General features: G+C 44.9%; 26 protein-coding genes, 2 other RNA genes and 1 pseudogene. 21 read left to right on the top strand and 8 right to left on the bottom strand.

All coding sequences use genetic code 11. The features are described from left to right. The first annotated feature begins 25 nt into the window (after positions 1 to 25). From tnpA to NYE29_RS09080, 7 genes are all read left to right on the top strand, one after another. A complete protein-coding gene (tnpA, locus tag NYE29_RS09110) occupies positions 26 to 511 on the top strand; it encodes an IS200/IS605 family transposase (RefSeq protein ID WP_438495773.1) in 486 nt (161 codons plus the stop codon). Between the two features lie 216 nt (positions 512 to 727). Continuing rightward, entirely contained in the window at positions 728 to 991 is a 264-nt protein-coding gene (locus tag NYE29_RS09105; protein WP_340895554.1) for a hypothetical protein, read from the top strand. A gap of 148 nt (positions 992 to 1,139) precedes the next feature. Next, positions 1,140 to 1,373 carry a preprotein translocase subunit SecG gene (gene secG / locus NYE29_RS09100; RefSeq protein ID WP_038584695.1) on the top strand — a complete coding sequence of 78 codons (234 nt, stop codon included), beginning with the start codon at positions 1,140 to 1,142 and terminating at the stop codon, positions 1,371 to 1,373. A 244-nt stretch (positions 1,374 to 1,617) separates the two neighbouring features. Next, positions 1,618 to 4,515 (top strand): ribonuclease R, encoded by a 2,898-nt coding sequence (rnr, locus tag NYE29_RS09095; protein WP_340899669.1) that lies wholly within the window; start codon positions 1,618 to 1,620, stop codon positions 4,513 to 4,515. A gap of 396 nt (positions 4,516 to 4,911) precedes the next feature. Then, positions 4,912 to 5,391, top strand: a complete 480-nt coding sequence (smpB, locus tag NYE29_RS09090; RefSeq protein ID WP_038584698.1) for an SsrA-binding protein SmpB — start codon at positions 4,912 to 4,914, stop codon at positions 5,389 to 5,391. Positions 5,392 to 5,584: 193 nt separating this feature from the next. Further along, positions 5,585 to 5,949, top strand: a transfer-messenger RNA (tmRNA) gene (gene ssrA / locus NYE29_RS09085). 712 nt (positions 5,950 to 6,661) lie between these two features. Next, positions 6,662 to 7,273 carry a hypothetical protein gene (locus tag NYE29_RS09080; RefSeq protein WP_340895551.1) on the top strand — a complete coding sequence of 204 codons (612 nt, stop codon included), beginning with the start codon at positions 6,662 to 6,664 and terminating at the stop codon, positions 7,271 to 7,273. A gap of 308 nt (positions 7,274 to 7,581) precedes the next feature. Here the strand turns inward: NYE29_RS09080 and NYE29_RS09075 are convergent, their stop codons facing one another. Continuing rightward, the gene (locus NYE29_RS09075; RefSeq protein ID WP_340895549.1) at positions 7,582 to 9,402 is read right to left on the bottom strand and encodes an alpha/beta fold hydrolase; all 1,821 of its coding nucleotides are present in this window, start codon (positions 9,400 to 9,402) and stop codon (positions 7,582 to 7,584) included. A gap of 58 nt (positions 9,403 to 9,460) precedes the next feature. After that, positions 9,461 to 10,045, bottom strand: a complete 585-nt coding sequence (locus NYE29_RS09070) for a TetR/AcrR family transcriptional regulator (protein WP_340895547.1) — start codon at positions 10,043 to 10,045, stop codon at positions 9,461 to 9,463. Between the two features lie 53 nt (positions 10,046 to 10,098). Here NYE29_RS09070 and ssrA (NYE29_RS34560) point away from each other — a divergent pair. Then, positions 10,099 to 10,230, top strand: a transfer-messenger RNA (tmRNA) gene (gene ssrA, locus NYE29_RS34560). 467 nt (positions 10,231 to 10,697) lie between these two features. Here the strand turns inward: ssrA (NYE29_RS34560) and NYE29_RS09065 are convergent. Then, positions 10,698 to 10,877, bottom strand: a complete 180-nt coding sequence (locus tag NYE29_RS09065; protein WP_340895545.1) for a hypothetical protein — start codon at positions 10,875 to 10,877, stop codon at positions 10,698 to 10,700. 376 nt (positions 10,878 to 11,253) lie between these two features. On the opposite strand from NYE29_RS09065, the gene NYE29_RS09060 reads away from it, so the two are divergent. Further along, on the top strand, positions 11,254 to 11,490 hold the full coding sequence (locus NYE29_RS09060) for a hypothetical protein (RefSeq protein ID WP_340895543.1): 237 nt from the start codon (positions 11,254 to 11,256) through the stop codon (positions 11,488 to 11,490). A gap of 40 nt (positions 11,491 to 11,530) precedes the next feature. Next, the gene (locus NYE29_RS09055) at positions 11,531 to 11,902 is read left to right on the top strand and encodes an Rpn family recombination-promoting nuclease/putative transposase (RefSeq protein WP_445322159.1); all 372 of its coding nucleotides are present in this window, start codon (positions 11,531 to 11,533) and stop codon (positions 11,900 to 11,902) included. A 195-nt stretch (positions 11,903 to 12,097) separates the two neighbouring features. Here the strand turns inward: NYE29_RS09055 and NYE29_RS09050 are convergent, their stop codons facing one another. Further along, the gene (locus NYE29_RS09050) at positions 12,098 to 12,226 is read right to left on the bottom strand and encodes a hypothetical protein (RefSeq protein WP_340895538.1); all 129 of its coding nucleotides are present in this window, start codon (positions 12,224 to 12,226) and stop codon (positions 12,098 to 12,100) included. A gap of 89 nt (positions 12,227 to 12,315) precedes the next feature. Between NYE29_RS09050 and NYE29_RS09045 the strand changes: the two genes are divergently transcribed. The 3 genes and pseudogenes from NYE29_RS09045 to NYE29_RS34555 all read left to right on the top strand — a co-directional run. Next, on the top strand, positions 12,316 to 12,861 hold the full coding sequence (locus tag NYE29_RS09045; RefSeq protein WP_340895536.1) for a DUF6155 family protein: 546 nt from the start codon (positions 12,316 to 12,318) through the stop codon (positions 12,859 to 12,861). Positions 12,862 to 12,919: 58 nt separating this feature from the next. Further along, positions 12,920 to 13,117: a hypothetical protein gene (locus NYE29_RS09040; RefSeq protein ID WP_340895534.1), complete on the top strand. Its 198-nt coding sequence runs from the start codon at positions 12,920 to 12,922 to the stop codon at positions 13,115 to 13,117. A gap of 134 nt (positions 13,118 to 13,251) precedes the next feature. After that, positions 13,252 to 13,687: pseudogene (locus NYE29_RS34555) on the top strand (Rpn family recombination-promoting nuclease/putative transposase); the annotation flags it as partial. A gap of 68 nt (positions 13,688 to 13,755) precedes the next feature. Here the strand turns inward: NYE29_RS34555 and NYE29_RS09030 are convergent. Beyond that, positions 13,756 to 13,980, bottom strand: coding sequence for a helix-turn-helix domain-containing protein (locus NYE29_RS09030; RefSeq protein ID WP_340895531.1), 225 nt, complete (start codon positions 13,978 to 13,980; stop codon positions 13,756 to 13,758). Positions 13,981 to 14,267: 287 nt separating this feature from the next. On the opposite strand from NYE29_RS09030, the gene NYE29_RS09025 reads away from it, so the two are divergent. Beyond that, a complete protein-coding gene (locus NYE29_RS09025; RefSeq protein ID WP_076113463.1) occupies positions 14,268 to 14,537 on the top strand; it encodes a DUF6809 family protein in 270 nt (89 codons plus the stop codon). A gap of 451 nt (positions 14,538 to 14,988) precedes the next feature. Here NYE29_RS09025 and NYE29_RS09020 read toward each other — a convergent pair whose 3' ends face one another. Further along, positions 14,989 to 15,783, bottom strand: a complete 795-nt coding sequence (locus NYE29_RS09020) for an SDR family NAD(P)-dependent oxidoreductase (protein WP_076113461.1) — start codon at positions 15,781 to 15,783, stop codon at positions 14,989 to 14,991. A gap of 143 nt (positions 15,784 to 15,926) precedes the next feature. Then, positions 15,927 to 16,943 (bottom strand): AraC family transcriptional regulator, encoded by a 1,017-nt coding sequence (locus NYE29_RS09015; protein ID WP_340895528.1) that lies wholly within the window; start codon positions 16,941 to 16,943, stop codon positions 15,927 to 15,929. A 211-nt stretch (positions 16,944 to 17,154) separates the two neighbouring features. On the opposite strand from NYE29_RS09015, the gene NYE29_RS09010 reads away from it, so the two are divergent. Next, positions 17,155 to 17,649 carry a MerR family transcriptional regulator gene (locus NYE29_RS09010; RefSeq protein ID WP_340895526.1) on the top strand — a complete coding sequence of 165 codons (495 nt, stop codon included), beginning with the start codon at positions 17,155 to 17,157 and terminating at the stop codon, positions 17,647 to 17,649. Positions 17,650 to 17,677: 28 nt separating this feature from the next. Continuing rightward, positions 17,678 to 18,649 carry an aldo/keto reductase gene (locus tag NYE29_RS09005; protein WP_340895523.1) on the top strand — a complete coding sequence of 324 codons (972 nt, stop codon included), beginning with the start codon at positions 17,678 to 17,680 and terminating at the stop codon, positions 18,647 to 18,649. 115 nt (positions 18,650 to 18,764) lie between these two features. On the opposite strand, the gene NYE29_RS09000 is transcribed toward NYE29_RS09005, so the two are convergent. Continuing rightward, positions 18,765 to 21,146: a GH36-type glycosyl hydrolase domain-containing protein gene (locus NYE29_RS09000; RefSeq protein ID WP_340895520.1), complete on the bottom strand. Its 2,382-nt coding sequence runs from the start codon at positions 21,144 to 21,146 to the stop codon at positions 18,765 to 18,767. Positions 21,147 to 21,576: 430 nt separating this feature from the next. Here NYE29_RS09000 and NYE29_RS08995 point away from each other — a divergent pair, with 430 nt between their 5' ends. The 5 genes from NYE29_RS08995 to NYE29_RS08975 are packed head-to-tail and all read left to right on the top strand — an operon-like array spanning position 21,577 to position 24,807. After that, on the top strand, positions 21,577 to 21,906 hold the full coding sequence (locus NYE29_RS08995; RefSeq protein ID WP_076113457.1) for a hypothetical protein: 330 nt from the start codon (positions 21,577 to 21,579) through the stop codon (positions 21,904 to 21,906). A 24-nt stretch (positions 21,907 to 21,930) separates the two neighbouring features. After that, on the top strand, positions 21,931 to 23,112 hold the full coding sequence (locus NYE29_RS08990; protein ID WP_340895518.1) for a hypothetical protein: 1,182 nt from the start codon (positions 21,931 to 21,933) through the stop codon (positions 23,110 to 23,112). Between the two features lie 9 nt (positions 23,113 to 23,121). Beyond that, the gene (locus tag NYE29_RS08985) at positions 23,122 to 23,895 is read left to right on the top strand and encodes a hypothetical protein (RefSeq protein WP_340895516.1); all 774 of its coding nucleotides are present in this window, start codon (positions 23,122 to 23,124) and stop codon (positions 23,893 to 23,895) included. Continuing rightward, positions 23,892 to 24,341, top strand: coding sequence for a DUF5085 family protein (locus tag NYE29_RS08980; protein WP_340895513.1), 450 nt, complete (start codon positions 23,892 to 23,894; stop codon positions 24,339 to 24,341). Before NYE29_RS08985 ends, NYE29_RS08980 begins: the two co-directional genes overlap by 4 nt. A 1-nt stretch (position 24,342) precedes the next feature. After that, entirely contained in the window at positions 24,343 to 24,807 is a 465-nt protein-coding gene (locus NYE29_RS08975; protein ID WP_340895510.1) for a DUF5085 family protein, read from the top strand. The last annotated feature ends 41 nt before the right edge of the window (positions 24,808 to 24,848 follow it).

Genomic DNA, 24,848 nt, shown 5'->3' with positions numbered 1-24,848 from the left:
TTATAATAGGAGTGTTCAAGCTACTATGTATAACGAAAGGAGAAGGTGGTTTTTTGTGGCACAAGCCAGAGAAGGCATGGCACACACCAAATGGATGTGCAAATACCATATCGTATTCACCCCAAAGTATAGACGAAAGGTGATCTACAATCAATACAAGGAAAGTATCCGTGATATCCTAAAGCAACTCTGTGGCTATAAAGGGGTAGAGATTATCGAGGGACACCTCATGCCAGATCATATCCACATGCTGGTCAGTATCCCACCGAAAATGAGTGTATCTAGTTTTATGGGATACCTAAAAGGGAAAAGTGCGCTGATGATCTTCGATAAGCATGCAAATTTAAAGTATAAGTATGGAAATCGTCATTTTTGGGCGGAAGGCTATTACGTAAGCACCGTAGGACTCAACGAGGCAACAATTAAGAAATACATCCAAGAGCAGGAAAGTCACGATATTGCGCTGGATAAGCTGAGTGTGAAAGAGTACGAAAACCCCTTTAAGGGGTAGCCGGTAGTCCAAGCACCCCTTCAGGGGTAGGCAAAAGAGGCAAAGGCATAGTAGCTTGAACGAAGTGAAAGCCAGCGCCTTTAGACGCTAGCCGGCACCAGAGGCTTATAGCCTCAGAGCAAACCACCCGTTTGACGGGTGGTTTTGATTTGAAATTGCATCTGCCGCTCTGAATAGGTATTCTATAAATGTAGATAATTGGAAGGAGTGGATTGAATGAATGCTATTGTGGCAGGGATTGCGATTGGAATACTGATTGTAATCATAAGCTTAGTTTTTACACGAATCCGGGGACTGCATTCCGGGCTCACGTTTTATCCGGGGATTGTCGGCTTGGTTGGCGGTGCAATCTTGCTCGTGCTCAGTTTTTCAGTGATTGGGCGCTGGGAAGGGATTGCCTATGCCTTTATGTGTGTTCCTATCATTGTGATTTCCGCGCTGTTATTGCTGACTCTTATGTTTTTCAGGAGACAGGCATAGGAGATTGACACTCGGTATCTCCAAACTAGATTCGTAGTCAGAAGGTTGTATTCATACGGTAGCTATGATAAAATAAAAATGCTGTTTATGAAACGTAAAACCTAATTTAGCATAGATAGTGATGCTTGGACGTAGGAGGTGGAAGTGAATGGATATCTTTTTGAAAGTAGTTCTCCTGATTTTTTCCGTCGGTCTGATTGCGGTCGTTCTTCTGCAAAAAGGGAAAAGCGCAGGTCTCTCCGGTGCCATCTCCGGCGGTGCTGAGCATCTTTTCGGTAAAACTAAAGCACGCGGTATGGAGCTTGTACTGCAGCGTGTAACGGTTGCACTGGCAGCTGGATTCTTCATTATGGCGATCGTTGTTGCCATTGTAGTTGATTAGGACGTCTACAATAAGCCTTCGCACTGTTCTGAATAGAATGGGGCGTGGGCTTTTTTGGTGCAATTTTTTGGACTGCGTTAACTTTGTGATAATCATTACAGGGATGCTCTGGATTGATTTCGTGTATACTAGGGTATGAAGTATATAAAGGTAAATTTTACTTGAATGATTTCGGGTGAAGCAGGACAAGACATACATATATGCCAGCAGCGCTTGAAGGCTGCGGAGGGCCGAGGTGACTAACTTGATAACACAGGAAATATTGCTTGATTTTATGCGGGAGACCGCTTATAAACCGCTCACTTATGACGAATTGGTAAGCCACTTCGAGTTGCAGGATAGCGCGTCGTTTAAAGCGTTCGAGGATTTGCTGCTGGAGCTTGAACAGGACGGGAGAGTCGTGCTGACCCGGAATGCCCGTTATGGCGTGCCGGAACGGATGGATTTATTGCGCGGACGGCTGCAGGCACATGCGAAGGGGTTTGCTTTTCTAATCCCGGACGACCGTGATCATCCCGACGTGTATGTACACGCCAACGATTTAAAGGGTGCGATGAACGGGGATATCGTACTGGTGCGGATTACTTCGAAGAGCCCGTCCGGCGGGCGGATGGAAGGCGAAGTGGTGCGGATCGTGAAAAGAGGAGTGCTCCAGACTGTTGGGGTATTCCAAAGCCTGGAGACCTATGGTTTTGTGCTGCCGGATGACAAGCGGATTAACCGCGATATCTTTATTCCGAAGCAGTCCTTTAAGGGAGCGGTTGACGGTGAGAAGGTTGTGGTCCGCATTGTAAATTACCCGGAAGGCCGCACTGCGGCTGAAGGGGAAATCATTGAAATTCTGGGACATAAGGACGACCCGGGTGTTGATATTTTATCCGTAATCCGTAAGCACCAGCTGCCTGAGGCTTTCCCGTCTGAAGTGATGACCGAAGCGGAGCAGGCGCCGGATTCCATTACCGATGAAGAGATTATCCAGCAGGGACGCCGCGATTTGCGCGGGCTTAACATTGTCACCATCGACGGTGAAGATGCCAAGGATCTGGATGATGCGGTCAATGTGGAGCGGCTGGAGAATGGGCATTACAAGCTGGGCGTCCATATCGCCGACGTCGGCTATTATGTGCGCGAAGGTTCGGAGCTCGACAAGGAAGCTTATGACCGCGGATGCAGCGTGTATCTGGTGGACCGGGTAATTCCGATGCTGCCGCACCGTCTCTCTAACGGGATTTGCAGTTTGAACCCGCAGGTGGACCGGTTAACGATGTCCTGTGAGATGGAATTTAATGAGCATATGAAGGTCGTGAAGCATGATGTCTTTACGAGTGTAATCCGCACCAAAGAAAGAATGACTTACTCCAATGTCCGCAAAATCGTCGAAGACGAAGATCCGGAGCTGCTGGAGCGGTACAGTCCGCTGATCGGGGATTTCCGTCTGATGAAGGAACTGGCCATGAAGCTGCGCGATGCGCGGATGCGGCGGGGAGCGGTTGATTTTGACTTTGAAGAAAGCAAGATCATCGTCGACGAGAACGGCAAAGCTGTTGATATCGTAAAACGTGAGCGTTCAGTAGCCGAGCAAATTATCGAAGAGTTCATGCTGGCGGCCAATGAGACGGTAGCCGAGCATTTCCACTGGCTAAAAGTGCCGTTCCTCTACCGGATACATGAAGATCCGGACCCGGAGAAGCTGCAGAACTTTATGGCCTTTGCCGCCAATTTTGGCTACCACGTCAAGGGACGCGGCAATTCTGTCCACCCCCGCGCGCTGCAGAGCCTGCTGGAGGACATTCAAGGCACCAAGGAGCAGACAGTCATCAGCACGATGATGCTGCGATCCATGAAGCAGGCTAAGTATGATGCGGAGAGCACGGGCCATTTTGGACTTGCGGCGGAATATTATTCCCACTTCACATCGCCGATCCGCCGGTACCCGGACCTTGTCATTCACCGTGTGATGCGCGAGGTGATCGAGAACGGCGGAGCCCTAAGCCAGAAGCGTCATGATTACCTGTCCAGCCGGATGCCTGACATCGCGCAGCAGTCCTCTGAACGCGAACGCGTAGCAGTGGAAGCAGAGCGTGATACGGAGCAGCTGAAGAAAGCGGAATATATGCAGGATAAGGTCGGCGAGGAATTCGAGGCGATGATCAGCAGTGTAACCAGCTTCGGCATGTTCATCGAGCTGGAAAATACCGTCGAAGGCTTAATCCGTCTCAGCGCGCTGAGCGATGATTACTACCACTTCGACGAAGCTCATATGGCGCTCATCGGCGAGCGCACCTCGAAGGTGTTCCGTATTGGCGACGAGGTGAAGATCCGCGTCGCCAAGGTCAACATGGACGACCACACGATCGACTTCGAGCTGGTCGACATGAAGCCGCGTGCGGCGGGCGAGCATCGCAGCTATAGCGGACGCGGCGGTAAAGGCGGCCGTCCGGGTGCCGGCGGCTTCAGCAAGCCGTCCGGCGGGAAAGCCGGCGGCAAGGGCCGCACCGGCGGTAAAGGCAAGCCCGGCGCTGTCGGCGCGGGCAAGGGCAAATCAGGCGGCGCGCTGAACGCCGGCAGAGGCAAGTCCGGCGCGGTGGGAACCGGCGCCTGGGAAACGCCGCGTACAGACGCGGCGGCCGGTAGCGGCGCGCCTGCAGGCGGACGCGCCAAGCGTGGCAGCGGCGGCCCTGCAGAGGCCGCACGCCGGGCTTACGCCGCCCTGAACGGCGAAGCGGGCGGCAGCAGTGCGCCGCGCGAGCGCAGCGGCGGGGGACGTGGCCGCGGCGGAGAGGCCGGAGGCGGTGCCGGGGGACGCGGCATCAGCTTCGGCTTCGGCTCCGGCAAGGGCGGCTACGGCGCGCCAGCCGGGGGCTCAGGCGAGCAAGGTGCAGGCGAGCTGCGCGGCGTTGATGCGAACACCCGGTTCAGCAGCCGGGAGGATCGCGGGTTCGAGAGCCGCAGCGGAAGCGCAGAAGGCAAGGATAAGGGCCGCCGCAAGAAGAAGAACAAGAGCGGCGTGTTTATTGGCCCTTCCGTCACTCCAGGCAACGTGGAGACCTCCGACAAGGTAGCCGCTAAGCGCAGCGACAAAGGCAGCAATGCGGAAGGCGCAGTACGCCGAAAGAAAAAGAAGAAAAAACCTCAGGAGTAAGCTGAGATGATAAAGGCGCTGTTCCCCTTGAAGGGAGCAGCGCTTTTTGCTAATAAAGAATTTTATGTTCGGGGTTCCCCGCAAAAGGAATGCATAAACTTCCAAGTCAAAGTCTCCCTACACTGGGATTAACGTCATCCCATTTATATCCTACGTGGTGTTGGGCCAGGCTGTATTTTCTATTTATCCATCATATTGTATATAAATTACCTCCAAAGCGCGTCTTACTGACATACATATGTCAAAATGCCTGATGGTGAATGGGCGCTGCTTCCTTGCGTTCCCCGGAGCGCTTTTGATACAATATAGATCTGACGTTTGGATAATCAAACTTACCTGCTTGTTAAGGCGATCTGATTATCTCTGCCTAGGAATACGATTCAAGGAGTGACTCTCATGGGTAAAAAAGCAGACGGGAAAGTGCTCGCCCAGAACAAAAAAGCTTCCCATGATTATTACATCGAGGATACTTACGAAGCAGGCTTGGTGCTGACTGGCACAGAAATCAAGTCGCTGCGTAATGGACGCGCGAATATTGGCGATGCTTTCGCGACGATTCGAAACGGTGAGATTTTCGTGCACAACATGCATATCAGCCCTTTTGAACAAGGGAACCGCTCCAATCCTACCGACCCGACGCGTACGCGCAAGCTGCTGATGCATAAAGAGCAGATTCACAAGCTGCTGGGACAGTCCAAGCGTGAGGGATTCACCATCGTGCCGCTGAAGGTGTACGTCCGCAACGGATACGCCAAGCTGCTGATCGGCCTCGGTAAAGGGAAGAAAGAGTACGACAAACGCGATTCTGCCGCAAAACGTGATGCTCAGCGTGATATTCAGCGTGTGCTGCGCGACAAGCAAAAGATCGCAAGATAAGCCCGGGCAGGAGATTGCCCGATGTTCCAGATTCCACCTTCAATTCCTTTAACCTTCGTGTTAAAGTGTTGATAAATGTGCTATACTGTGTAAGTAAAGCTTAATGCTTCTTTGCAGTCTTCTTGAAGAAGAGACTGTGGATCGGATCACTTTTGCTCGCTGGTCCGCTTAATCCGAAGCGCCCTTTTAATGAGGGGCCGTTCTTGGATTCGACGGGGGTAGTTCGAGCATGAGTAGCGAGTAGTGGGGACGCGTCCGCTTCATCAACGCTAAAGCCTATTAAACGGCAAACAACAAACAAACTACGCTTTCGCAGCCTAAGAAACTGTGTGCGTGCTTCTACCCTGCATCGCCCATGTGACAGGGATAGGGGCTAACAAGTAGTGGGATACGCTGTCTCATCTCCGCCTGCGGTGAGCTGAAGAAGACAATCAGGCTGACCCGAAGGGGACCCGGTTACGGGGGGCTTCTAGGGTGACATCAAATCCGTGACTACACTCGTAGAAGCTTATGTGCCGTTATCTTCGGACAGGGGTTCGACTCCCCTCGGCTCCATATGGAGTATCTGAAAGACACCTTAACTGGTGTCTTTTTTCATGTTTTCAGGAGATAATTAAGGGTACATTGCGGTTGAAAATCCTTGATATCACTGGGTTTTTGAGCAGTGCTGGCCATGAATAGCATGAGCCTCTCTAATAGGGTTTATTCTGTGCTGCGTGAACCGCCATGAACATAAACGCTGGGTATACTCAGTTGCTGCATATTTCAAAACAGATTGAAGAAAAAAGAAAGTTATTGTGGAATGAAGTAAATGAAACTGCTAATGTTTTAGGGCAGATTGAGTGTGATCTTAAGGCGTTGTAAGTCAATGAGGGCTTTTCCTATATTACAATGGTTAAGGATACGTTTATTAGGTCTATAGATCTCATTAGGTAAATGCTTTGACAGTCGATTTGTGGTATGGGAATATTAGTATATCTCATTCCAATATATTGAAGGAGTTGTTGCAATTGTCGGCAGAGCTTCGTTTAATTTATCAAACTGAAAATTAGTAGTCATGTGCAGAGGGTGAGAAAAAAAGGTTTAAAAGAGGAGAACCAGTATGAATATACATAAGCAATTCAAACTGACAACTAAAAATCATTATGCATATTACCTTGAATATATTATCATCTCCATTGCAGGAAAAATGCGAAGGTTTGAACGATATGTAGTAGAGATGGAATAAATTCTAGATGCTATACTTGATCTTCCTGAACTCAAACAAAAGTTGGATAATCATTCAGATTTAAACTCAAGCCCAACAATTGAATTTGGCTTATATGTAGACAAGCTACCCTCAGAGATATATGACTCTTATATGGACATGACGACAGGGGCAGGGCTTGGAATTGTAAACTTGTTTGCTGACACACAAACAGACGCTATTTCTTATGTGACATTTAGAAAGCTCATTAAGAAAGAGAATTTTGCATCTACGTTAAAACCCTTGGATACTAGGTATACCACAATGTTAGATCGTCTCCGGGATTTCAGGAACTGGGCAGCACATGTACCTCAATCACTAATTAATGCTGAGATGGTAAGTGCGGAAAAGATAGATAGAGATGCAAAATCCAAGCTACTTCAACCAAGGACAGAAATTAAAGTTCCGATTTATGAAGCTCATGGGACAGAAATTCTTGTTGAGCTTTATAGAGATTGCTATCTTAGTTTAAAACGCTTTCGAGAGCTTTATTTACGTGTTTGTGAAGATTATACACAATTAATTGGTAAAGCTATAAAAGTTGATTACGCTGTTTTTGAAAATAGAGAATATAAACCTGAGAGTATACAAGATATCTCTTATAGTATGCAGAGAAATAAATTCAAGCCCATGTGACTGGGATAGGGGCTAACAAGTAGTGGGATACGCTGTCTCATCTCCGCCTGGGGTCAGCAGAAGAAGATAATCAGGCTGACCCAACGTATAGCCGGTTACGGGGGGCTTCTAGAGTGACATCAAAACTGTAACTACACTCGTAGAAGCTTATGTGCCGTGATCTTCGGACAGGGGTTCAAATCCCCTCGGCTCCACCATGCTTAACCCCGACCGCATGAGGTCGGGGTTTTTGCTGTTTTAGAGAGCAGAATCAGTGATGGTGAATTTTAACAGATACATGTAATGCTATTTGTACCAGAAAGACCGCTTCATACTTTCAAAACCTGACGAATCCATTGGGCCGTTTGTTCGGGGCGTTCAATAGGAAATTGATGGCCATATGGAATACGAGTAATATCAAGGTGTTCATATGACTTTGGAATATGATGTGCTTTGTCCATGTGTCCCCATAATATGTTGACTTTGGTCTCATCCCACCTCTGAGGATCCAGTTGAATGGACTTCGATTGAGTTAACGATGACATGACCGCGGCGTTAGTCGTGCGGATGCGGGGTGATTTTAAATCGCGAACCACATCATGTACATAATCCTCTAAAAATTTGCTGGATGCTATGAAATTTTTGCTTTGAAGAAGCTCTCTTTTCAGTTTGGCAGGCTTCACATATTTTAAAATGAGTTTTGTAACACCTTGAATTCTGTATTTAGATTTTACAGGATGCAAAACAGGCTGCAGCATAATGAGCTGATGGATCAGTGATGGCTGGCGTTGCATGACTCGGGCGGCAATCAAACCGCCAAATGAATGGCCAACCAATATAACGGGTCTGTTCAACTCGATAATCATGGCTGTAACACTTTCTACATAGCCTTCTATAACAGAAGGTTCATGGTGGTATGGAGTGCGGCCAAATCCAGGCAAATCAATGAGCCATGTATTAACATCACTTAAGGATCCTGCGATAGCCAATAGGGCATCCGCACCGCTAAACGTCCCATGAAGAAAAATAACAGGTATGCCATGCATATCTTTTTCCAATGAGATTAAATCCGTTCTTCTTCGTTGAAAAAAGCCCTCCTGCCGATTCACTCCTAAATGATTTAACCGATAATCCAGATCGCTAACTATAAAAGGCAGTGTAGATGGTACGATGGAAAATTTCATCTCACTCGTTTGTTCAATTTCTAATTTAGTGTTGACGGGAAATTCTGATTTTACAAGAAAGTTCATGGACTCTTTTGGAATACCAAGGAGCTTCCCAACACCTATTCCAAGAATGGTTTTTAATAACGGAAGCGATACCCTTCCTAAGGGCTTGGCTGTTTGCAGTTCTTTTGCAATGAGTTGAATCAAGGCTCGAATTGATGGACTACCTTGTTTAGTATCTAATAGATAGTAGGTATTACTTGATAATCCTTCTGTATGAGCAAGTTTTGCAATGAATGAGGCAACATGGTCAACGTGTACCATGGGCAACCAGTAGTCGTCGCCACCTGGAACGAGCGGCATAAGGTTTCGCCTCACGGCGTCTATTAAAATACTAAGACCTCCAAGCTGTTCGGTCTGCCCTGAGAAGGAATTCCCAACAACCACACTAGGATTAACTGTAGATAATGGGATGTTCATAGGATGAAGAGATTTACGTATATAGGAGTCCGCTAGAAATTTCATTTTTTCATAGGGCGGTTCGTTATCTAGCAGGTGATCCATATCCGACATTGCATTTTGTTCATGATAAGGACTCATGAAACCTGCGACATGGATGAAATGATTTAAACCTTTTGCGTAGTGAATATCTTTTGCTAGCTGAACAAGAGATTTGGCTGGATAGAGAAATGACTGCTCTGCTTCACTGAGGCTTAACCCGATATTCATGGGGCCGCCTGCATGGATGATCAGATCCGTGGCAAGTATTTGCTTATATTCCGTATCATCTAAACCTAATCTGAATTTGGTTAGATCACCAATGACGGGCAAAATGTTAGACTGTTGCTCGGTTGGTAATTGGTTTACGATTGCATGCAAACGGCTTTTTTGACGAACGAGTACATAAACTTGGTGCTGAGAAGCCAATTCAGAGAGCAGATGTCTTCCGATAAAACCAGTTCCACCCGTTAAAAAGATATTCATTATAGAAATCCTCCTTTATTATTTTTAGTACTAATTAGTACTAATGTGACTAAAAAAATTACTTTAGCAATGAAGCTAAAGCAGGATAAACGGCTTTGATGATATCTGGATTATTAGAAGCTTGAGCTAAGAAAAGAGCACCCTCAATAGAGGAGACGATGAGTGCAGCCGTTTGCTTGACAGGAAGTTCTGCCTTTAATTCTTGCTTCGCAATCCCTTCGGCTACAATCAATTCAACGGCCTGAAACTGCTGTTCAAAAAAGCTTTTGATTCGATCTCTGACTTCGATAGCTTCAAGAGGTGTTTGCGTGTAAAGGGTTAGGAACGGACAGCCGCCAAGGTAATTATTTTGTTCCGTATTATCGGTTAGGATGATAAGTAACGCTTCAAACTTTTCTAGAACAGTAGTCTCACTTTGAGACAGGATTTGATTAATACGTTGCACATAATGTGAAATTAACTGCCCAACGATAGTGAGGAGCAGTTCCTCCTTACTCTTAAAATAGTAATAAATATTGGTTTTTGAGACTTTGCTATGTGTGACTATGTCGTCCATGCTTGTCGCTTGAAAACCCTTGGTAAGAAACAGTGTGAAAGCTGATTGCAGCGCAATGTCTTTATTGCTAAGTATATTTTTTCTCATATTAGTACTATATAGTACTAGTTATCGACAGTCAAGCAATGTTGAGATGGTTAGGCGAAACGATCATAATAACGATGGGTTCGAGTAAAGGGGCTTCTAGGATGACATCAAAACTGTAACTACACTCGTAGAAGCTTATGTGCCGTTATCTTCGGACAGGGGTTCGACTCCCCTCGGCTCCATTGCTAAAAACCCTGTATGTGATTTCAGCGTCAAAGCGATTGATAACTTTGGGCGGCTGAATAACTACTCGGTCAACGTATTCTTGAAGAACTTGTCTTTTTTTGCCTTCATCGGCGGAGAGAAGCAGGTTCTTTTTCGTTTCCAATACTTTTTTTGAAATGGCCCTCACTAGTAAAGGAGATTAATAAATGAACAACAAATGGAGTAATTATAGTGTGGGTATCTTTGACGGCAGCCGTGCTACTGGGCGTACAGACTGTTGGTGTGATATTCGGGTTATAATTGGCCCTTGAAAATAAGATGAGGGTACAGCGGCCGTGAATGCGGTTCTGGGTATCTTGGTAGTGCTGGGGATTGTAAGTAATCCGGAAGCAGGCAAAGGATATATCAAAGAATAACTATTTACAAATGATAAGTAAAGCCCCGTCATTAAAGGAGGAGCTTTACTTACAAGGTAGTATAGTTTTGATTAATACTTAATATCTTCGTCTTGGTAATCGTTCTGTACTGACTTTAAATAGCCTCCTATCGCAAATGTAGTTATAAGTCCACCGCTGATACCTATAAAGATTGAAAAGAGCGTAAACCCAAAAATCGCGCTAACTCCAAGCGTAGATAGAAGTACAAGGATGATACCAAACCATTTCATAGCAAGTAACTCCTTTAATATATGTATTAAAATGGGAATTTGGTAGTAATACGTATTATTTTCCTATCAGTTTCACTTGTATTTCAAGTATATACAGCCGAAGCTATCACGGACGCAAGCAACTCTGATATACAGTGAATTCCCAGGCGTTTTTGTACAATCTCTTTCAAACAAGGATGGAGATCTTCTACTATTGGCTTCCTGTTATGTACATTCGGCCTTACTATGCATCGACAAACAAAGGAAAATTATGGTATGTTTTTCATGTGATTACTGTAGTAATGAGTTATATGTTGAAGAAGTCCTTTCTCAGAAAAATATAAATAATAACTATGATCATTGTTTTGTATTAATAATAAAAAGGGGGGGAGTCTTAATGGGGAAAAATGTGAAATTAGTTTATTGCATTTTGGGTAGTCTTGTACTTACTTTATTAAATCATCCACTACTTAGTTACGCAAAACTTGGTATGTTTAAAAGTGGTTATGGTGAAAATATATTTGGTGTGTTGTTAGTTTCAATTACTGACCTATTGTCATTAGTTGGATTTTCTTTATTGATTTTATTTTCTGTTATATTAATAATAAAAAACATGGATTTTAAGGATAAGTAAATTTCTGGCATTATAATATTAAGATAAAAGGATACGATTAATGAATATCCGAAATAGCATGAAGTCAGATTCGAGCTATAAATTAGGTGCAACTCCTTTTTCACTTGAAAATACAATAAAACAAGTCTTTTTACCTGAGAGAGAGGTACTGATGATGAATGAGCCGGGTTTGGAGAAGGCGATGGATACCCTGCAATATTTGAGTCAGGATTCAGACGCCAGACGATTGTATGAAACCAGACAGAAGTATTTGCATGATGAGGCATCTATGGTTGAAGGGGCGAAATCCGCTGGAATTATTGAGGGTAAGATACAAGTTGCTCGAAATTTACTGGCAATGGGGATGGATTATGCAGCTGTAGCTAAGGCAACGGCGCTTAGTGAAAGTGAGATCAGATCTATACAGCCTTAGTGTGTTGTGTAGGTTCTTTTTAAAAAATCACAGCCGTTTTTCCGTTTTGGAGAAACGGCTATTTTTATACTGTTTCATAAATATAAATCTCTTTCAATTGTTGAATAATCACTATTTGAGAATCTGATACTTACGCGCTCAAGCTTTTTAATGAATTTCAATACTTCTTCATAGATACCTAGTTTCTTTTATAATTCAATATCTGTAATCTGTTCTATTCTCCTCAACCGTAAGCCCCAGCAGACTTTTTAACCGGGCGACCTCCAGCTTAAGTTCTTCAATATGTGCTAGAGCCGCGTTATATTTGTCCTCCAAATTGTCCATTGATTAGCCCTCGTGTTTTAATTATTATACCTTGTAAGCAGCAGAGTAATAATGCTAGGAATTATCACCGGATTAAGGAGATCATCATAATGCTGAAATTAAGAAACTCAACCATTAAAAAGCATTTGAACAATCTTACGAGGGAAGAACTTGAAGCTGAAATCTTGAATATGGCCAAGAAATACCCGATCATTCAGGAGCATTATTTTTCAGTGTTATTTCCTGATCAAGGGGAGGTCTTAGCCAAGTACAAGAAAATTATTGAGAAGGAATTCGGCCATCATAAGGGGGAGATTTTGCGGTACCCGATTATGAAGAAAGCAATAAAGGATTTTAGTAATGTTTCAAACAACAAGGAGCAAATTGCAGAAATCATGATTTTTACAGTTGAATGTGGAGTGGACTTCACGCTTTCATTTGGAGACATTGATCAAAAATTTTACCATACTATAGCAAGCATATATGAACAAGCCTTAAAGCATATTGTAGACAATCAATTAGAAGACAAGTTTGTAGATCGATGCAACCGGTTAATGCTGAGCAGTCAGGATATTGGCTGGGGTTTTGGATTTGATATGATGGATTCGTATAATGACTATTTAGGACATTTGGATGAAGAAGAAGACTTTGAGTAGCTTATACGGACGAATTATTTAACCGTAAAAATCGAAATCCGAGTGAGGTGCTATCCTAATGCTGCCCCAAAGTGAAGAATTGCAACGGTTATTGAAAAGGGCCAATCAGCATGCAGTCGCAGAGGCCAAAAAGGCTGGAGCCTCCATTTATTATATAAAAGATGGCAAGCGGATACGTGAAGACGCCACCGGGCAAAAATTCGAGATTACTTACGATGTAGCCGGAAATCGCACTGAGCTTGTTAGTCATGACTAAACCAGAGTCTGTAATGATGATTTTTGCTGGCACTAATAGACCCGGGGAAAGTATGAAGATATCAAGGAATGAGGTACAATTAACAAATTCTAGAATCCCTATACAGATAAAGATGATCCACTAGACAAACAATCCATTCGTTCCTGAAGAACGAGCAGTATCATAATGTGTTTCACCTGCGGAAGGCCGGACTGGGATATCTTTGATTGATGGCATTGAGGTCCATTTCTTGGAGCTGCCGAAACTGGATGAGGTTAGTGTTCCATCTGAAGGCGGATTGATCAATTGGCTCTTGTTTTTGAAAGGTATTGGGAGGTACTGAAGATGAATGAGCCGGGTTTGGAGAAGGCGATGGATACCCTGCAATATGTGAGTCAGGATTCAGACGCCAGACGGTTGTATGAGGCCAGACAGAAGTATCTGCATGATGAGGCATCTATGCTCGGAAGTGCAAAAATGGCAGGTATAAAGAAGGTAGCAAAGAACATGCTGACCTTGAATCTGGACATATTGACCATTGCTAAGGCTACTGGGTTAACGGAGCGGGAGATCAATAGTTTGAGAAAGTAAATAATAGGGGGCATCCAATTGAGCGGATGCTCCTTTCTTATTGAAGAAATCTCAAGCGTTGCTATGTCTCAATCTTTTTCAGCATCAACCAAGTCAATAATCTCACGAATATCCTCGATATTTAAAGCCTCTGCAATTTTAACTATATGACTGAAGCTAATACTTTCTCTCTTCCCGTTAGCTAACTCACTCAATGCTGCATGTCGAACATCGGATATTCTGGACAATTGCCGCAGCGAAATCTTATGCTTATTGGTCAATTCAGATATTTTTACTACAACTCTTTTCCCCACCTTAATCCCCTCACTTGTTCCGAGTTTTACCTTGACTATACGTATAAGCGTACCGTATAATGAGTTTGTGCTTGGTACGTATATGCGTACCGAACTGAAGTTTATTATTCTTTTTTTCACAACATGGAGTAGAGAATGCCTCTAAATTTGCACTAAAATGAGCAGGTAAATCTATTTCTACAAAAATGTATTATATTCATTGGGTAAGTTGTCTTAAATATCAAAACGTAACTGTTGACAGTAATGTATAAATGAAACTGATTAAGTGCCCCAAAAAGGAGGCCCCCATGCCAAGCATTCTCGAATCCCTATACCACGGTAGTTTGTTCCCTAACGAGCACGTTATTCCCAAAGATTCTAATTATCGCCCGTTAAACAAACAAATCATCGAGTCTATAGAAATTTGGAAAGGCAAGCTGTCCGAAGGAGATTTTGAGGAACTGGAGTCTTTATTGGAGCTGTATTCGCAAGTGCAGGGGATGGATATGACGGCTGCGTTTGTGTGCGGACTCAAGACCGGAGCGGCGATGATGATTGAAATTCTAGTCGATGATTAAGAATGGCGAAAGCCCTGTTCTTTAGGGATTTCCGCACCAATCAAGGTGTCTTTTTCTTCCATTGAGGTGGATGGTTTTGTTTTTCACGAGAATAAACCGAAATTTGCAACCCGATATGCTGTAGTGATAGTAATTATTGAACCAGAGGTGTCCAAGATGCGATGGGATGAAGTTCAGGAGTGTTTTCCTAATGAATGGGTCGTTCTTGGAAGATATGTGATTAGAGAACCAAGATGAATATAACGAATTTATGGGCTTTCCATCGTAAGTATGACAGTTGTGTTTAGGGGGAGAGAGCTAAAGCTAGAGAAGGTGCTGATTGATACAGTTTCTGCCAACATACTTTTGAACACGGATATCGTACGACGATGAACTCTTATATCAATTCCGTTTAATTTACAACGAGCAGCAGATCAATCTGGCCAGCTGCCCGTTGTAACACAGTGATCCTTTAATAAATCGTCGGCACCATTCCCCCGTCCATACGGATTGGAGAACCTTTAAATGCTGAAGCATAAGGACTGCATATAAAAGCTGCTAGTCTTCCGATTTCGACCGGTCTGATAAACCGTTGAATCTCAGACTGAGGCAGGTTTGCGGCCATGAATTTTTTCTCTTTTTCGGGGAACGTTATATTGTCATCGGCGTAGACTCCCTCAATGATCTGATGCACATTTTCAGAAAGTGTTGGTCCAGGCATTATCGTATTGACGGTCACTTCCGTTCCTATGGTTAATTTTGATAAGCTTTTTGAAAGTGAGAGCAGCATTGATTTGGTCATGCAGTATTGCGGCATTTGACCTGAAGGCATTACGGCTTCTTCGCTCGCGATAAAAATCATGCGTCCATAATTGTTTTCCAGCATTTTAGGCAGATAAAATTTACATAATCCGTTTGCAGCAAGCACATTCGTACGGAAGTATTTATCCCATATTTCATCGGTTACGTCATCGTAACTCATGATTTCATATATGCCCATATTGTTAACCAAAATGTCCACATGAGGATATTTTTCAAACAAGGCTTCTCTCTGCGTAACATCCACAATATCTGCAGTGGCATTTTGAGGAGAAGTAGCCGGGAATTTCGAACGAATTTCGTTTACCGTTTGTTCTACCTCTTCGTAATTTCTTCCATTAATCAGTACATTCACGCCTTCTTTGGCCAGTTCAATAGCAATGGCTTTACCGATACCCTTCGTCGAACCTGTAACTAAAGCTGTTTTATTGTGTAATCCCATATCCATGATACATTTCCCCTAAATGAAGTTATATAGAACCTCAAGAATAATCTTGCGTTCCGATAGGGATTATAATACCTTGTTTGGGCGGCTCAGTAACTAGCTCACAGCGCCAATCTTCTTGCATCACGCGCCAATTTATTTAAATTTTACTTATTGTGAGAGCCTACATTCTCCGAACGCCAATGAGAGGGCGTATCGCCTTCCCATATACGGAATGCGCGGTAAAACGAATTCTGGTTCTCGTATCCCACTAGGCAAGCTACTTCTTTAATATCCAGTGACGGGTCGGCCAAATATGCCCTTGCCTGCTCATGCCTGGCCTGCGTTAACAGATGCTTGAAGCTCGTGGCTTCTTCAGTTAGCCGGCGCTGCAGCGTCCGATCGCTCATATTAAGCTCCTTTGCGACAGACTGTATGTCAAGAAGCCCTCCCATAAGGCTCCGCTTGATGATCCATTTTACTGTCTCAGTAATAGAAGTAGTGTTTTGCTTTTCATTCAGCGTCCGGTCTAAGACAGGTGTCAAAATTTCCAGCAGTTCTTCGTTATACGTTGCAAAAGGAATGTCCAAGTCTTGGCGCCGCAGTGTGAGCCGGTTCCCGCTGGTACCGATTTGGATTGGACAGCCGAAATAAGCCTCCAGCGTCTGCACATCGCCCATGGGACGCGAAAATTCGACCCTTCGTGCATTCAACGCTTTGCCTGTTCCCCGGCGCCCAAGTTCCAGAAGATACGCCAGTGTGATCCCGACCAATACCTCCGGACCGGGCTCTTCCGTATGCTGCCACTCCAGCTCGATGGTGCATTCCTCACCCTCCTCCATGATAAGCAGCCTTTCAGGGGGACACATTTGTTTATACCTGGCCATGCGGCAAAGAGCATCCCGATAATCACGGGCGTGGTAAGTGGCCAAGACGTCAGGCGGGAATTGTGCCGATTCAAAGACAGATACAAGTCCAATGATCGCTTTGGCAATATCCCCTATGAGATCCGAAAAAGCCTGCCAGATCGCAAAATACTCTGCGGCAGTGACTTTAGGTTCAGTAATTACGGTAAGCGGCAGCCCGGCTTGCCGAGCTACATCCCTTGGAGCAATCCCTAACTGCTGTAATCCGGACCAAAAGCCAGAAGGAAATTTAATATATTTCGTGGTATGTAACTTCATATACAGGTCTCCTTTGCTGATTACACGGATGTGCCGCTGAATAAAAAATAAATAAAAACACAATAGCCTTATGCTAACATATGAACACCAAGCATACTCTCTAGTCTGTTCAAAAGTCTACTCTGCCGATTCCTTGTGTATTGCTGTCATTATGTCCGGTTCATGGGATTAAAATTTTATCGGTTCTCTATTAAATTGGGGGGTTGCCTTAATGTACACATTAACCCTTAAGCTGAAAAAGACCCGGTCGATTACATCCAAATACGAGCATGAAAGGAGTGTCACCATCATGTCTTTTTCCATAAAAGAGGCTTCGGAGCGGCTAGGTTGCCCTGCACATAAAATTCGTTATTACGAGAAGGAGGGGCTGCTCCCTTATATTCAAAGAGATGAGCATGGAAACCGTCAGTTTGAGCAAGAACACCTGGATTGGATGAGACTGATGTCCTGCTTCCGGGCAACAGGAATGAAGATATCTACATTGAAGCATATGGTCCGCCTTGCTTTAGACGGCGATTCAACCATTCCGCAGAGAAAAGCGATTCTGAGCGAATATAAAGAGGATTTGCAGCGGCGTCAGTACGAGCTTGCTGAAGCACTTGAAGCAGTGGACAATAAGCTTGTCATCTACGAGGAGATAGAAAAAGGGAGACTTCCTTCTGAAAGTAAACTGCTGAGCCAAATGGATAGTGCCAGCAAACAATAATATTGAATAGATGGAGAGGTATCAAGTTATGAAGCAAAGAACACTAGGAAACAGCGATATAGTCGTTTCTATAATTGGCCTGGGAATTATGGGCATGTCTCCTGGCATGTATGGAGAAACCAATGATGAGGAGTCCATCAAGACGATTCACCGCTCGCTAGAAATCGGAGTTAATCTGCTTGATACGGCCGATGTGTACGGAAATGGGCACAACGAGGAGCTTCTTGCGAAAGCTATCAAAGGCCGCCGGGATCAGGCAATTATTGCAACCAAATTCGCATATACCCCTAACTATGAAAGTTTGAACGGTCATCCCGCTTACGTAAAAAAGGCCGTAGAAGAAAGTCTCCGCCGGTTAGGCACAGACTATATTGATCTCTACTACCAGCATAGGGTAGACCCCAATATTCCCATCGAGGAAACCGTTGGCGCTATGGCTGACTTGGTTAAAGAAGGCAAGGTACGCAGTCTCGGCCTGTCTGAAGCATCTGCTTCTACGCTTCGCCGTGCGCATGTAGTGCATCCCATTTCTGCATTGCAAAGTGAATATTCTCTATGGAGCCGGGACATTGAAGATGACGTTCTCCCCACTGCCAGAGAGCTCGGCATTACGCATATCGCTTACAGTCCGTTAAGCAGAGGTTTTATATCCGGTGAAATTCGGAAATTCGAGGATTTGGATGCAAATGATCTGCGCAGATATATGCCCCGATTCCAAGGCGATAATTTCCAGAAGAATATAGAAATTGTAGATAAAATCAAGGAAATCGCCATCGAGAAAAATTGCACGCCTTCACAACTGGCTATCGCATGGACGATCGCTAATCACGCACTGCCGATCCCGGGAACGAAACGAATCAAATATTTGGAGGAGAATGCAAATTCCGCAACTATTGAGCTGACCCCTGAGGACTTAGCGCGGATTGAAAATGTAAGCCCCAAAAACGAAGTCCATGGAACCCGTTATATGAAAGAACTGATGTCGCAACTGAATGGCTAACAATCATCTCATATTTCACTAGGGGCCAAAGAAAGCAACCTCTGTCCGAAGCGGATAGAGGTTGCTGCTGGTATATATGATGAGCTAAGCTGGCTGATCAAATGGAAGGAGGGCGTTATCCCATAATGACTAGCACGTTGTTTTCAGCTTTCATTTTGGCGATTGGGATCAGGTCGCCTTGAATTTCTTCGCCGTTAATGACGATATGGGTAACCCCTTTTTGGACGCCGTTTTTGTTCTCCACCTGAATGTTCAGCTTCTTGCCGCGGAATTCCCGAACCATGGAGAAGTCATTCCAGCTGGAAGGAACACATGGGTTGATGCGAAGGCCATCCATCTGCGGTTGAATCCCCATGATGCCCTCCACCAGAGAGACCATCACGGTCGAGGCGGTGCCGGTGAGCCAGTGGACATGCGCCCGGCCTTGATACGGGCTGTCTTTGGACTCGACGAATTGACCATGCACGTAAGGCTCAAGTTTACGGATTTCGGCCTTATCGTTCATGCTGGCCGGACTACAATTCAGGAAGTATTCGAACGCGCGTTCACCGTTGCCAATCATGGTTTCCGCTAAGATGAGCCATCCCTGCGGCTGGCTGAAGATGCCGGCGTTTTCCTTGGTGGAGGCGTTGAAAAGGGCCATCAGAGCCACAGGCAGGCCGTATTCCCGGAACGGCGGGTAGAATAACATGGTGCCGTAATCGGTCCGCAGATTATCGTACACTTTATCCATGGAGACCTTTGCCTGTTCCGGGCGGGCGGCGCCGCTTAATACGGCCCAGCTTTGCGGATTCAGCCAGATTTTTGCTTCATCATTCTCCCAGGAGCCAATTGTATAGTTATCTTCGGTGAATCCGCGGACGAACTGATCGTTCTCCCAAGCATGCTTCTGAATGTTCCCGTCGAGCTCATCAAGCAGGCCCTGTGCCCACTTTACGTCGTCCGGCTTGTTCTTGTTTTGCGCGATTTCCATGAACACTTTGAAGGCCATGTACAGCTGGAATGCGACGAATAGCGACTCACCTTTGGCTCCGAGACGCAGACAATCGTTCCAGTCCGCATGAAGCCCGACCGGCATGCCATGTGCACCCATACGATCCAGGCTGAATTGAAGTGCCTGGCGCAGATGCTCGTACACCGTGCCTTCGCCTTTATCCGAATAAGGTATCACTTCATCTGTAAAGCCCCAGTTGCCACTTTCATTTAAGTATTTAATGACGGTTGGGAACAGCCACAAGGCGTCATCAGCGCGATAGTGGGGATGACCGGTTTCCCGTACGTATTCCGGGTCGTCTGGTGTGCCCTCATGCCCAGGGTTATGATCAAACTTCACGAGTGGAAGTCCACCGCCGTTGGAGACCTGGGCGGAAATCATCAGTCTCAGACGCTCGAGGGCCATCTCATGATCCAGATGAATGATACCTTGAATATCCTGTACGGTATCCCGATAGCCGAGTCCGTTACGAAGACCGGAGTATTGGAAGGAGGCTGCACGAGACCAGATGAAAGTGATGAAGCATTGATATGCGTTCCAGGTGTTGATCATGTTGTTCAGATTATCGCTTGGTGTCTGGACTTGGAAGCGGTTAAGTTTGCTGTGCCAGAATGCCTTCAGTTCTTCGAGTTCCTTGTCCACGACAGACAAATCTTTGTAGTGGCTGAGAATTTCGGACGCACCTTTCTCATCATATTGTCCCAGAAGGAAGGCGATTTCTTTCTCTTCTCCTGGCTGCAGCTCTACGTTGATCTGCAGAGCACCGCAGGAGTTGGTGTTGTAGTTTAATGAATTGCTACATTGGCCGTTTGCAACGGAAGCCGGATTGCCGTAGCTGCGGTAATCGCCGAGGAACGTATCCCGGTCGCCATCGTAAGCGGTTACCTCTGCGCCTGCAGCACCGAAGAATCTCCAGCTCTGATCCTCGGGAACGTTTTCATTGATGGATTGAAGGATCATATTGTTTTTGTAGTAGGTCCGGGAGATGAACAGCGTGTACTGAAGGTTGACGGTATCCTGCTCGTAATTGTTATTGTTGGTTAATTCAACAAATCCGAAGAGAGCCAGCTTCCGTGCTTTGGAGTCATTATTGCGGACCTTCATGCGCCATACCTCGTAGGTTTTGTTCAGCGGTACATAATACAATGATTCTGTATGGATATTGTCGTAATCCGAGACGATATTCGTGTATCCGGTTCCATGATGGCATACCGACTTGTACTGATCCAGATCTTTACCCACGGGCTGCCAAGAACCGGACCAATAATCCCCGTTCTCCAAATCTCTCACGTAAATGTAGCGTCCAGGCTCGTCCTTTGAATTAAAATGGTAGCGGACATGCCGCCCGTTGGCTCCAGACTTTACAAAACTGTAGCCCCCTGCGTTTCCTGAGATAATGGCGCCGTATTCCGGCGAGCCCAGGTAGTTCGCCCAAGGGGCAGGCGTATTCGGTTTCGTAATGAGATACTCTTTGTTTTTTTCGTCAAAGTGACCGTATTGCATAACCATTCCTCCTATAAAGTGGATGATGGGCAGGGCAATAAACGCGCGTTCACAAACGGGTGAAGTTTCCCGGCCCAATTTCATTATAAGATAGTTTTAATCAACCTATAACCCCATATTTGTGAAAAATCAACAAAGAATATCAAACTAAGGGTTTTTCAAGTTTTTCTAATAAAGACGGGAAAACGGAAGGGTTTTATCGGCCTTATTGTTGCGTCGAAGGACTTTTTTTTCGTAATATGCAAAATTCAGTTTAACATGTCGTTTTTGATGGTAATGTAAGTAATGCATGTATTGTGTGGTTATATAATGAATCAACCAAGTTTTTATGTATTCTGTATATGCATTAGGTCCACGGAAGCTTGTACATAGGTCACATTTAGTGTTTATTTGGGTTGGGAGTTAATCTAACCTGCGAAAGGATGATTATATGAAAATTGATGTTCAAAGAGAGAGTGGAATTGCCCGGGAGATCGGCCAGCATGAAGTTTCTCTGGGCGCAATCAAAGAAAATCTCGAGTTGTACAAGGAAAGTTTGAGAAAAAGCTGGGATGCAGATGAAACTATACATATGACACATGCTATGGAACTGATTCAAACAAGTATTGGAAGGGTCGCATCAAGTCTTAGAGCGATTGAGTCGGATATTATATCTACGGCAAATACGATAAGACAAGAAGAAGATGCGAAGGAGGCAGCAGAAATCGCAGCTAGAGAGGCAGCAATGAAGCAGCTCAAGAATAGTTCGCATACTAAATAAAGTCTGTGCCGGGAGGACACTGTATTGAATACCATTTTCCTAGATGAGAATCTTATTCAAATTGCATCAACCCATCTTTCTAAGTACACCTCTGACTTATCTGACGCAGTGAGCAGACTTTCCCGGTTGCTTGGTCAAATTGACAATAGAGTTCTGTCGCGAAGTGATGTAGGCAGCCGGTTAGGCAACCTGTGTAAAGAGCTGGGGGATTTACAGGAAAAGCTGGGGAATTTCAAGAAGTTTGTGGAGAATGAAAGTGGAAAATATTTTGATATTGAAGATTATTTGGTTAAAGTCGGATTGTCATTCAGCTCAAACCCCATAGACCAGTATGAATCTCAATTGGCTGGCGATCCATTCTTTCTGCTGGCCTTCCGCAATGCCGTGAATGATGTATTCTCTGGCATTACGAACTCGGATACATTACTCCGGTATAAAGATTTGCAGTTTAAAACCGTTAAAAAAGACGGGAAAATTCTCATTCAGCTCGTCAATGCGGAAATGGTTACGGGCAGACACTATATGGAGTATAGAGACGGGTTGGTCCGGCTCTTAGGCGGAGAAAGTGGAACCTTCAAGAAGCGATACGTGAACCGGTTAATTAACGGGGACGGAATACCTCTGTATGTTGATGGCCATGGAGTTATCCAAGATAATATGGACCGTTTTAATAGACTGGCTCCTGTAGAACAATTCATCAATGGAAGAAGCAACAGATTACAAAACATGAAGGATGTATTCAAATCTTCTTATAAAGACGGGATGACGCTCTGGGATGATTTTAACTGGAAAAATACGACGGTCTTGTCTAAGGGCGGGAAGTTTCTAGGTGCGGCCGGGACGGTTCTGGCGGTAGGAGATAACTTTGTGGAGACATTCAGAGACGGCGGGAAATGGGATTTTAACTTGAAGAACACCGGTACTTTTGCTGTAAACACCACGGTGGATGTTGCCGCCGGTGCGGGTGCAGCAGCAACTGGTGCCGTTATCGGCTCGTTTGTGGTGCCACCCTTGGGAACTGTAGTGGGGCTCGCCACAGGCGTAGCTATAAACTTTGCCCTCAATGCCAAGTTCGGAGGTCCGCCGCCGAAAAGTGTAGTCGATCATACGAAAGATTTGGTTAACGATGCCGTTGATGCTACTTGCGACGCTATCAGTGGTGCTGTATCAAACATCGGAAAGGGCTTGAACAAATTGATCTGGTAGGAGGCTTACATGTTAAAGCAATATAACGAGGAGTACTTCGCTAAAATAAAGGAAGCCGCGCGTGAACGCTTGCGTCCTGATGGTGTATCTGTATTTATTATAGCTACCTTAGTGTTCAGTGCTGTAATGATCGCGGTTTCGCTTAATGCGGTTCTCTATGGTGATAACACCGATTCGAGATGGATGATTTATTTAATTGTAGACATAGTCCTCTGGGCATTCCATTTGCTGGCTGCGCTTTTATTTTATAATGAGAAATTGGCCTACAAATATCAAAAAATTCAGGCCTATATACTATGTTTCATTTCCCTGAAATTTTCACTTGAGATCTATTTGGTTTATTTTCTTATGTGTGAAGACAGGGGAGCGGAGCCGTTCATGACATCACTCGGTCTGCTGATGTTGTTAGGCGGAATTCTTTTTCTGATCCTCTCCACCTGGCGGGCAGTACATCGGGTAAAAAAGGGTCATTTACGAAGAGGCGAAAAAGGATTATATAATTTTGGAGGGTCCAAGTCGTACATAAGTTTCCCTGTTATTTATCTCGGAGCCGTTATTGCCGGATTTGTGCCTAGGATGTTCGCGGATAGCAGCAGTTATACATCCTTTGAGCCTGTAATTGCCTTGGTGCTTAGTGTACTTATTCAGTATCTCACTGCAATGTTCCTGCCTGAATTCTTCCTGCTGGTATATTGCAAAGGGCGGTTCCAATCTTTTCATATCCAACCACCCAACCAGCGTAAATCGAAGCAGCAGAAGCCACGGGGGGGACACAAGGCATGAAAATAAAGCGGACTCCGATTATATTCCATAACGTCATCAGTTGTACCAAAACCTGCAAAATAGAGGAATGGCATCAGCTGGCCAGAGAGCTTCGTAATTCCGTTGTAAGCAGTGGCTTATATGGCACAGGTCCGATCATTTATCAAGTTTCCAATCTGAATTTGGACGTAGGGGAGGCTGATTATTCCTTCTACATTCCTGTTAATGCACCTGTAGAGATGGAGGGAAATGAGGATTATCACTTTACGGAAACTTTGAAATTTACAGACGGGCTGCTGCTCAGACACGCTGATCTCGACGAGGATATCGAAGAGTCATACGCTGTTCTGCGGTCATGCGCCGAATCCTATCAGCTAACGCTTGAGGAACCCTTTTACAATATCTATCTGGACGTCTACGGAGATGGAATTATTGATATCTTTGCTCCGGTCATTAAGGAGGGATAGTGTGGTAAATCCAAAGGATTCGATAAAGTACACCAGTGTTGTCTCCAGAAAGTATCATTTCTACTATAAGGATCTGGAGCAGCAGCTATCCGATTTTATGAGTGATGTATTCAAGCTTAAGGCTACGATTAAAGGTCCCTTATTCTATTCTATAAACAATATTCCACTGGATGAAATGATGCATGCTGAATTTTTTATTCCTATCCACGAGGATTATCTGGACGTGACAGAAGATATGCATTTCCACAGTTATTTCTGCATCGACCGGATGATTTCTACTTGTGATCTTGCCGATTATGAAGCAAGTACGGAGACCGCTTATGGAGAGCTGCTTCACTATATGGAGAGCAATTATTTGCGCCAGACGACTCCCATTTTTCATATCGTTTCCGGGGACCGGACATTACCCTATTTGTTTATCAAAATCGGAGTCGGCGCTCAAAGTGCTGAGGAAATTTGGCTGTGAACGGCGGTACAGGACGGTTATCAGCGAATTGAACCGCATGT

Source organism: Paenibacillus sp. FSL M7-1046, from assembly GCF_038007405.1.
In the GTDB taxonomy this organism is placed as follows: Bacteria; Bacillota; Bacilli; order Paenibacillales; family Paenibacillaceae; genus Paenibacillus_AQ.
Note: the sequence above shows the minus strand (reverse complement) of the source record. Positions and strands in the feature narration are given on the sequence as shown.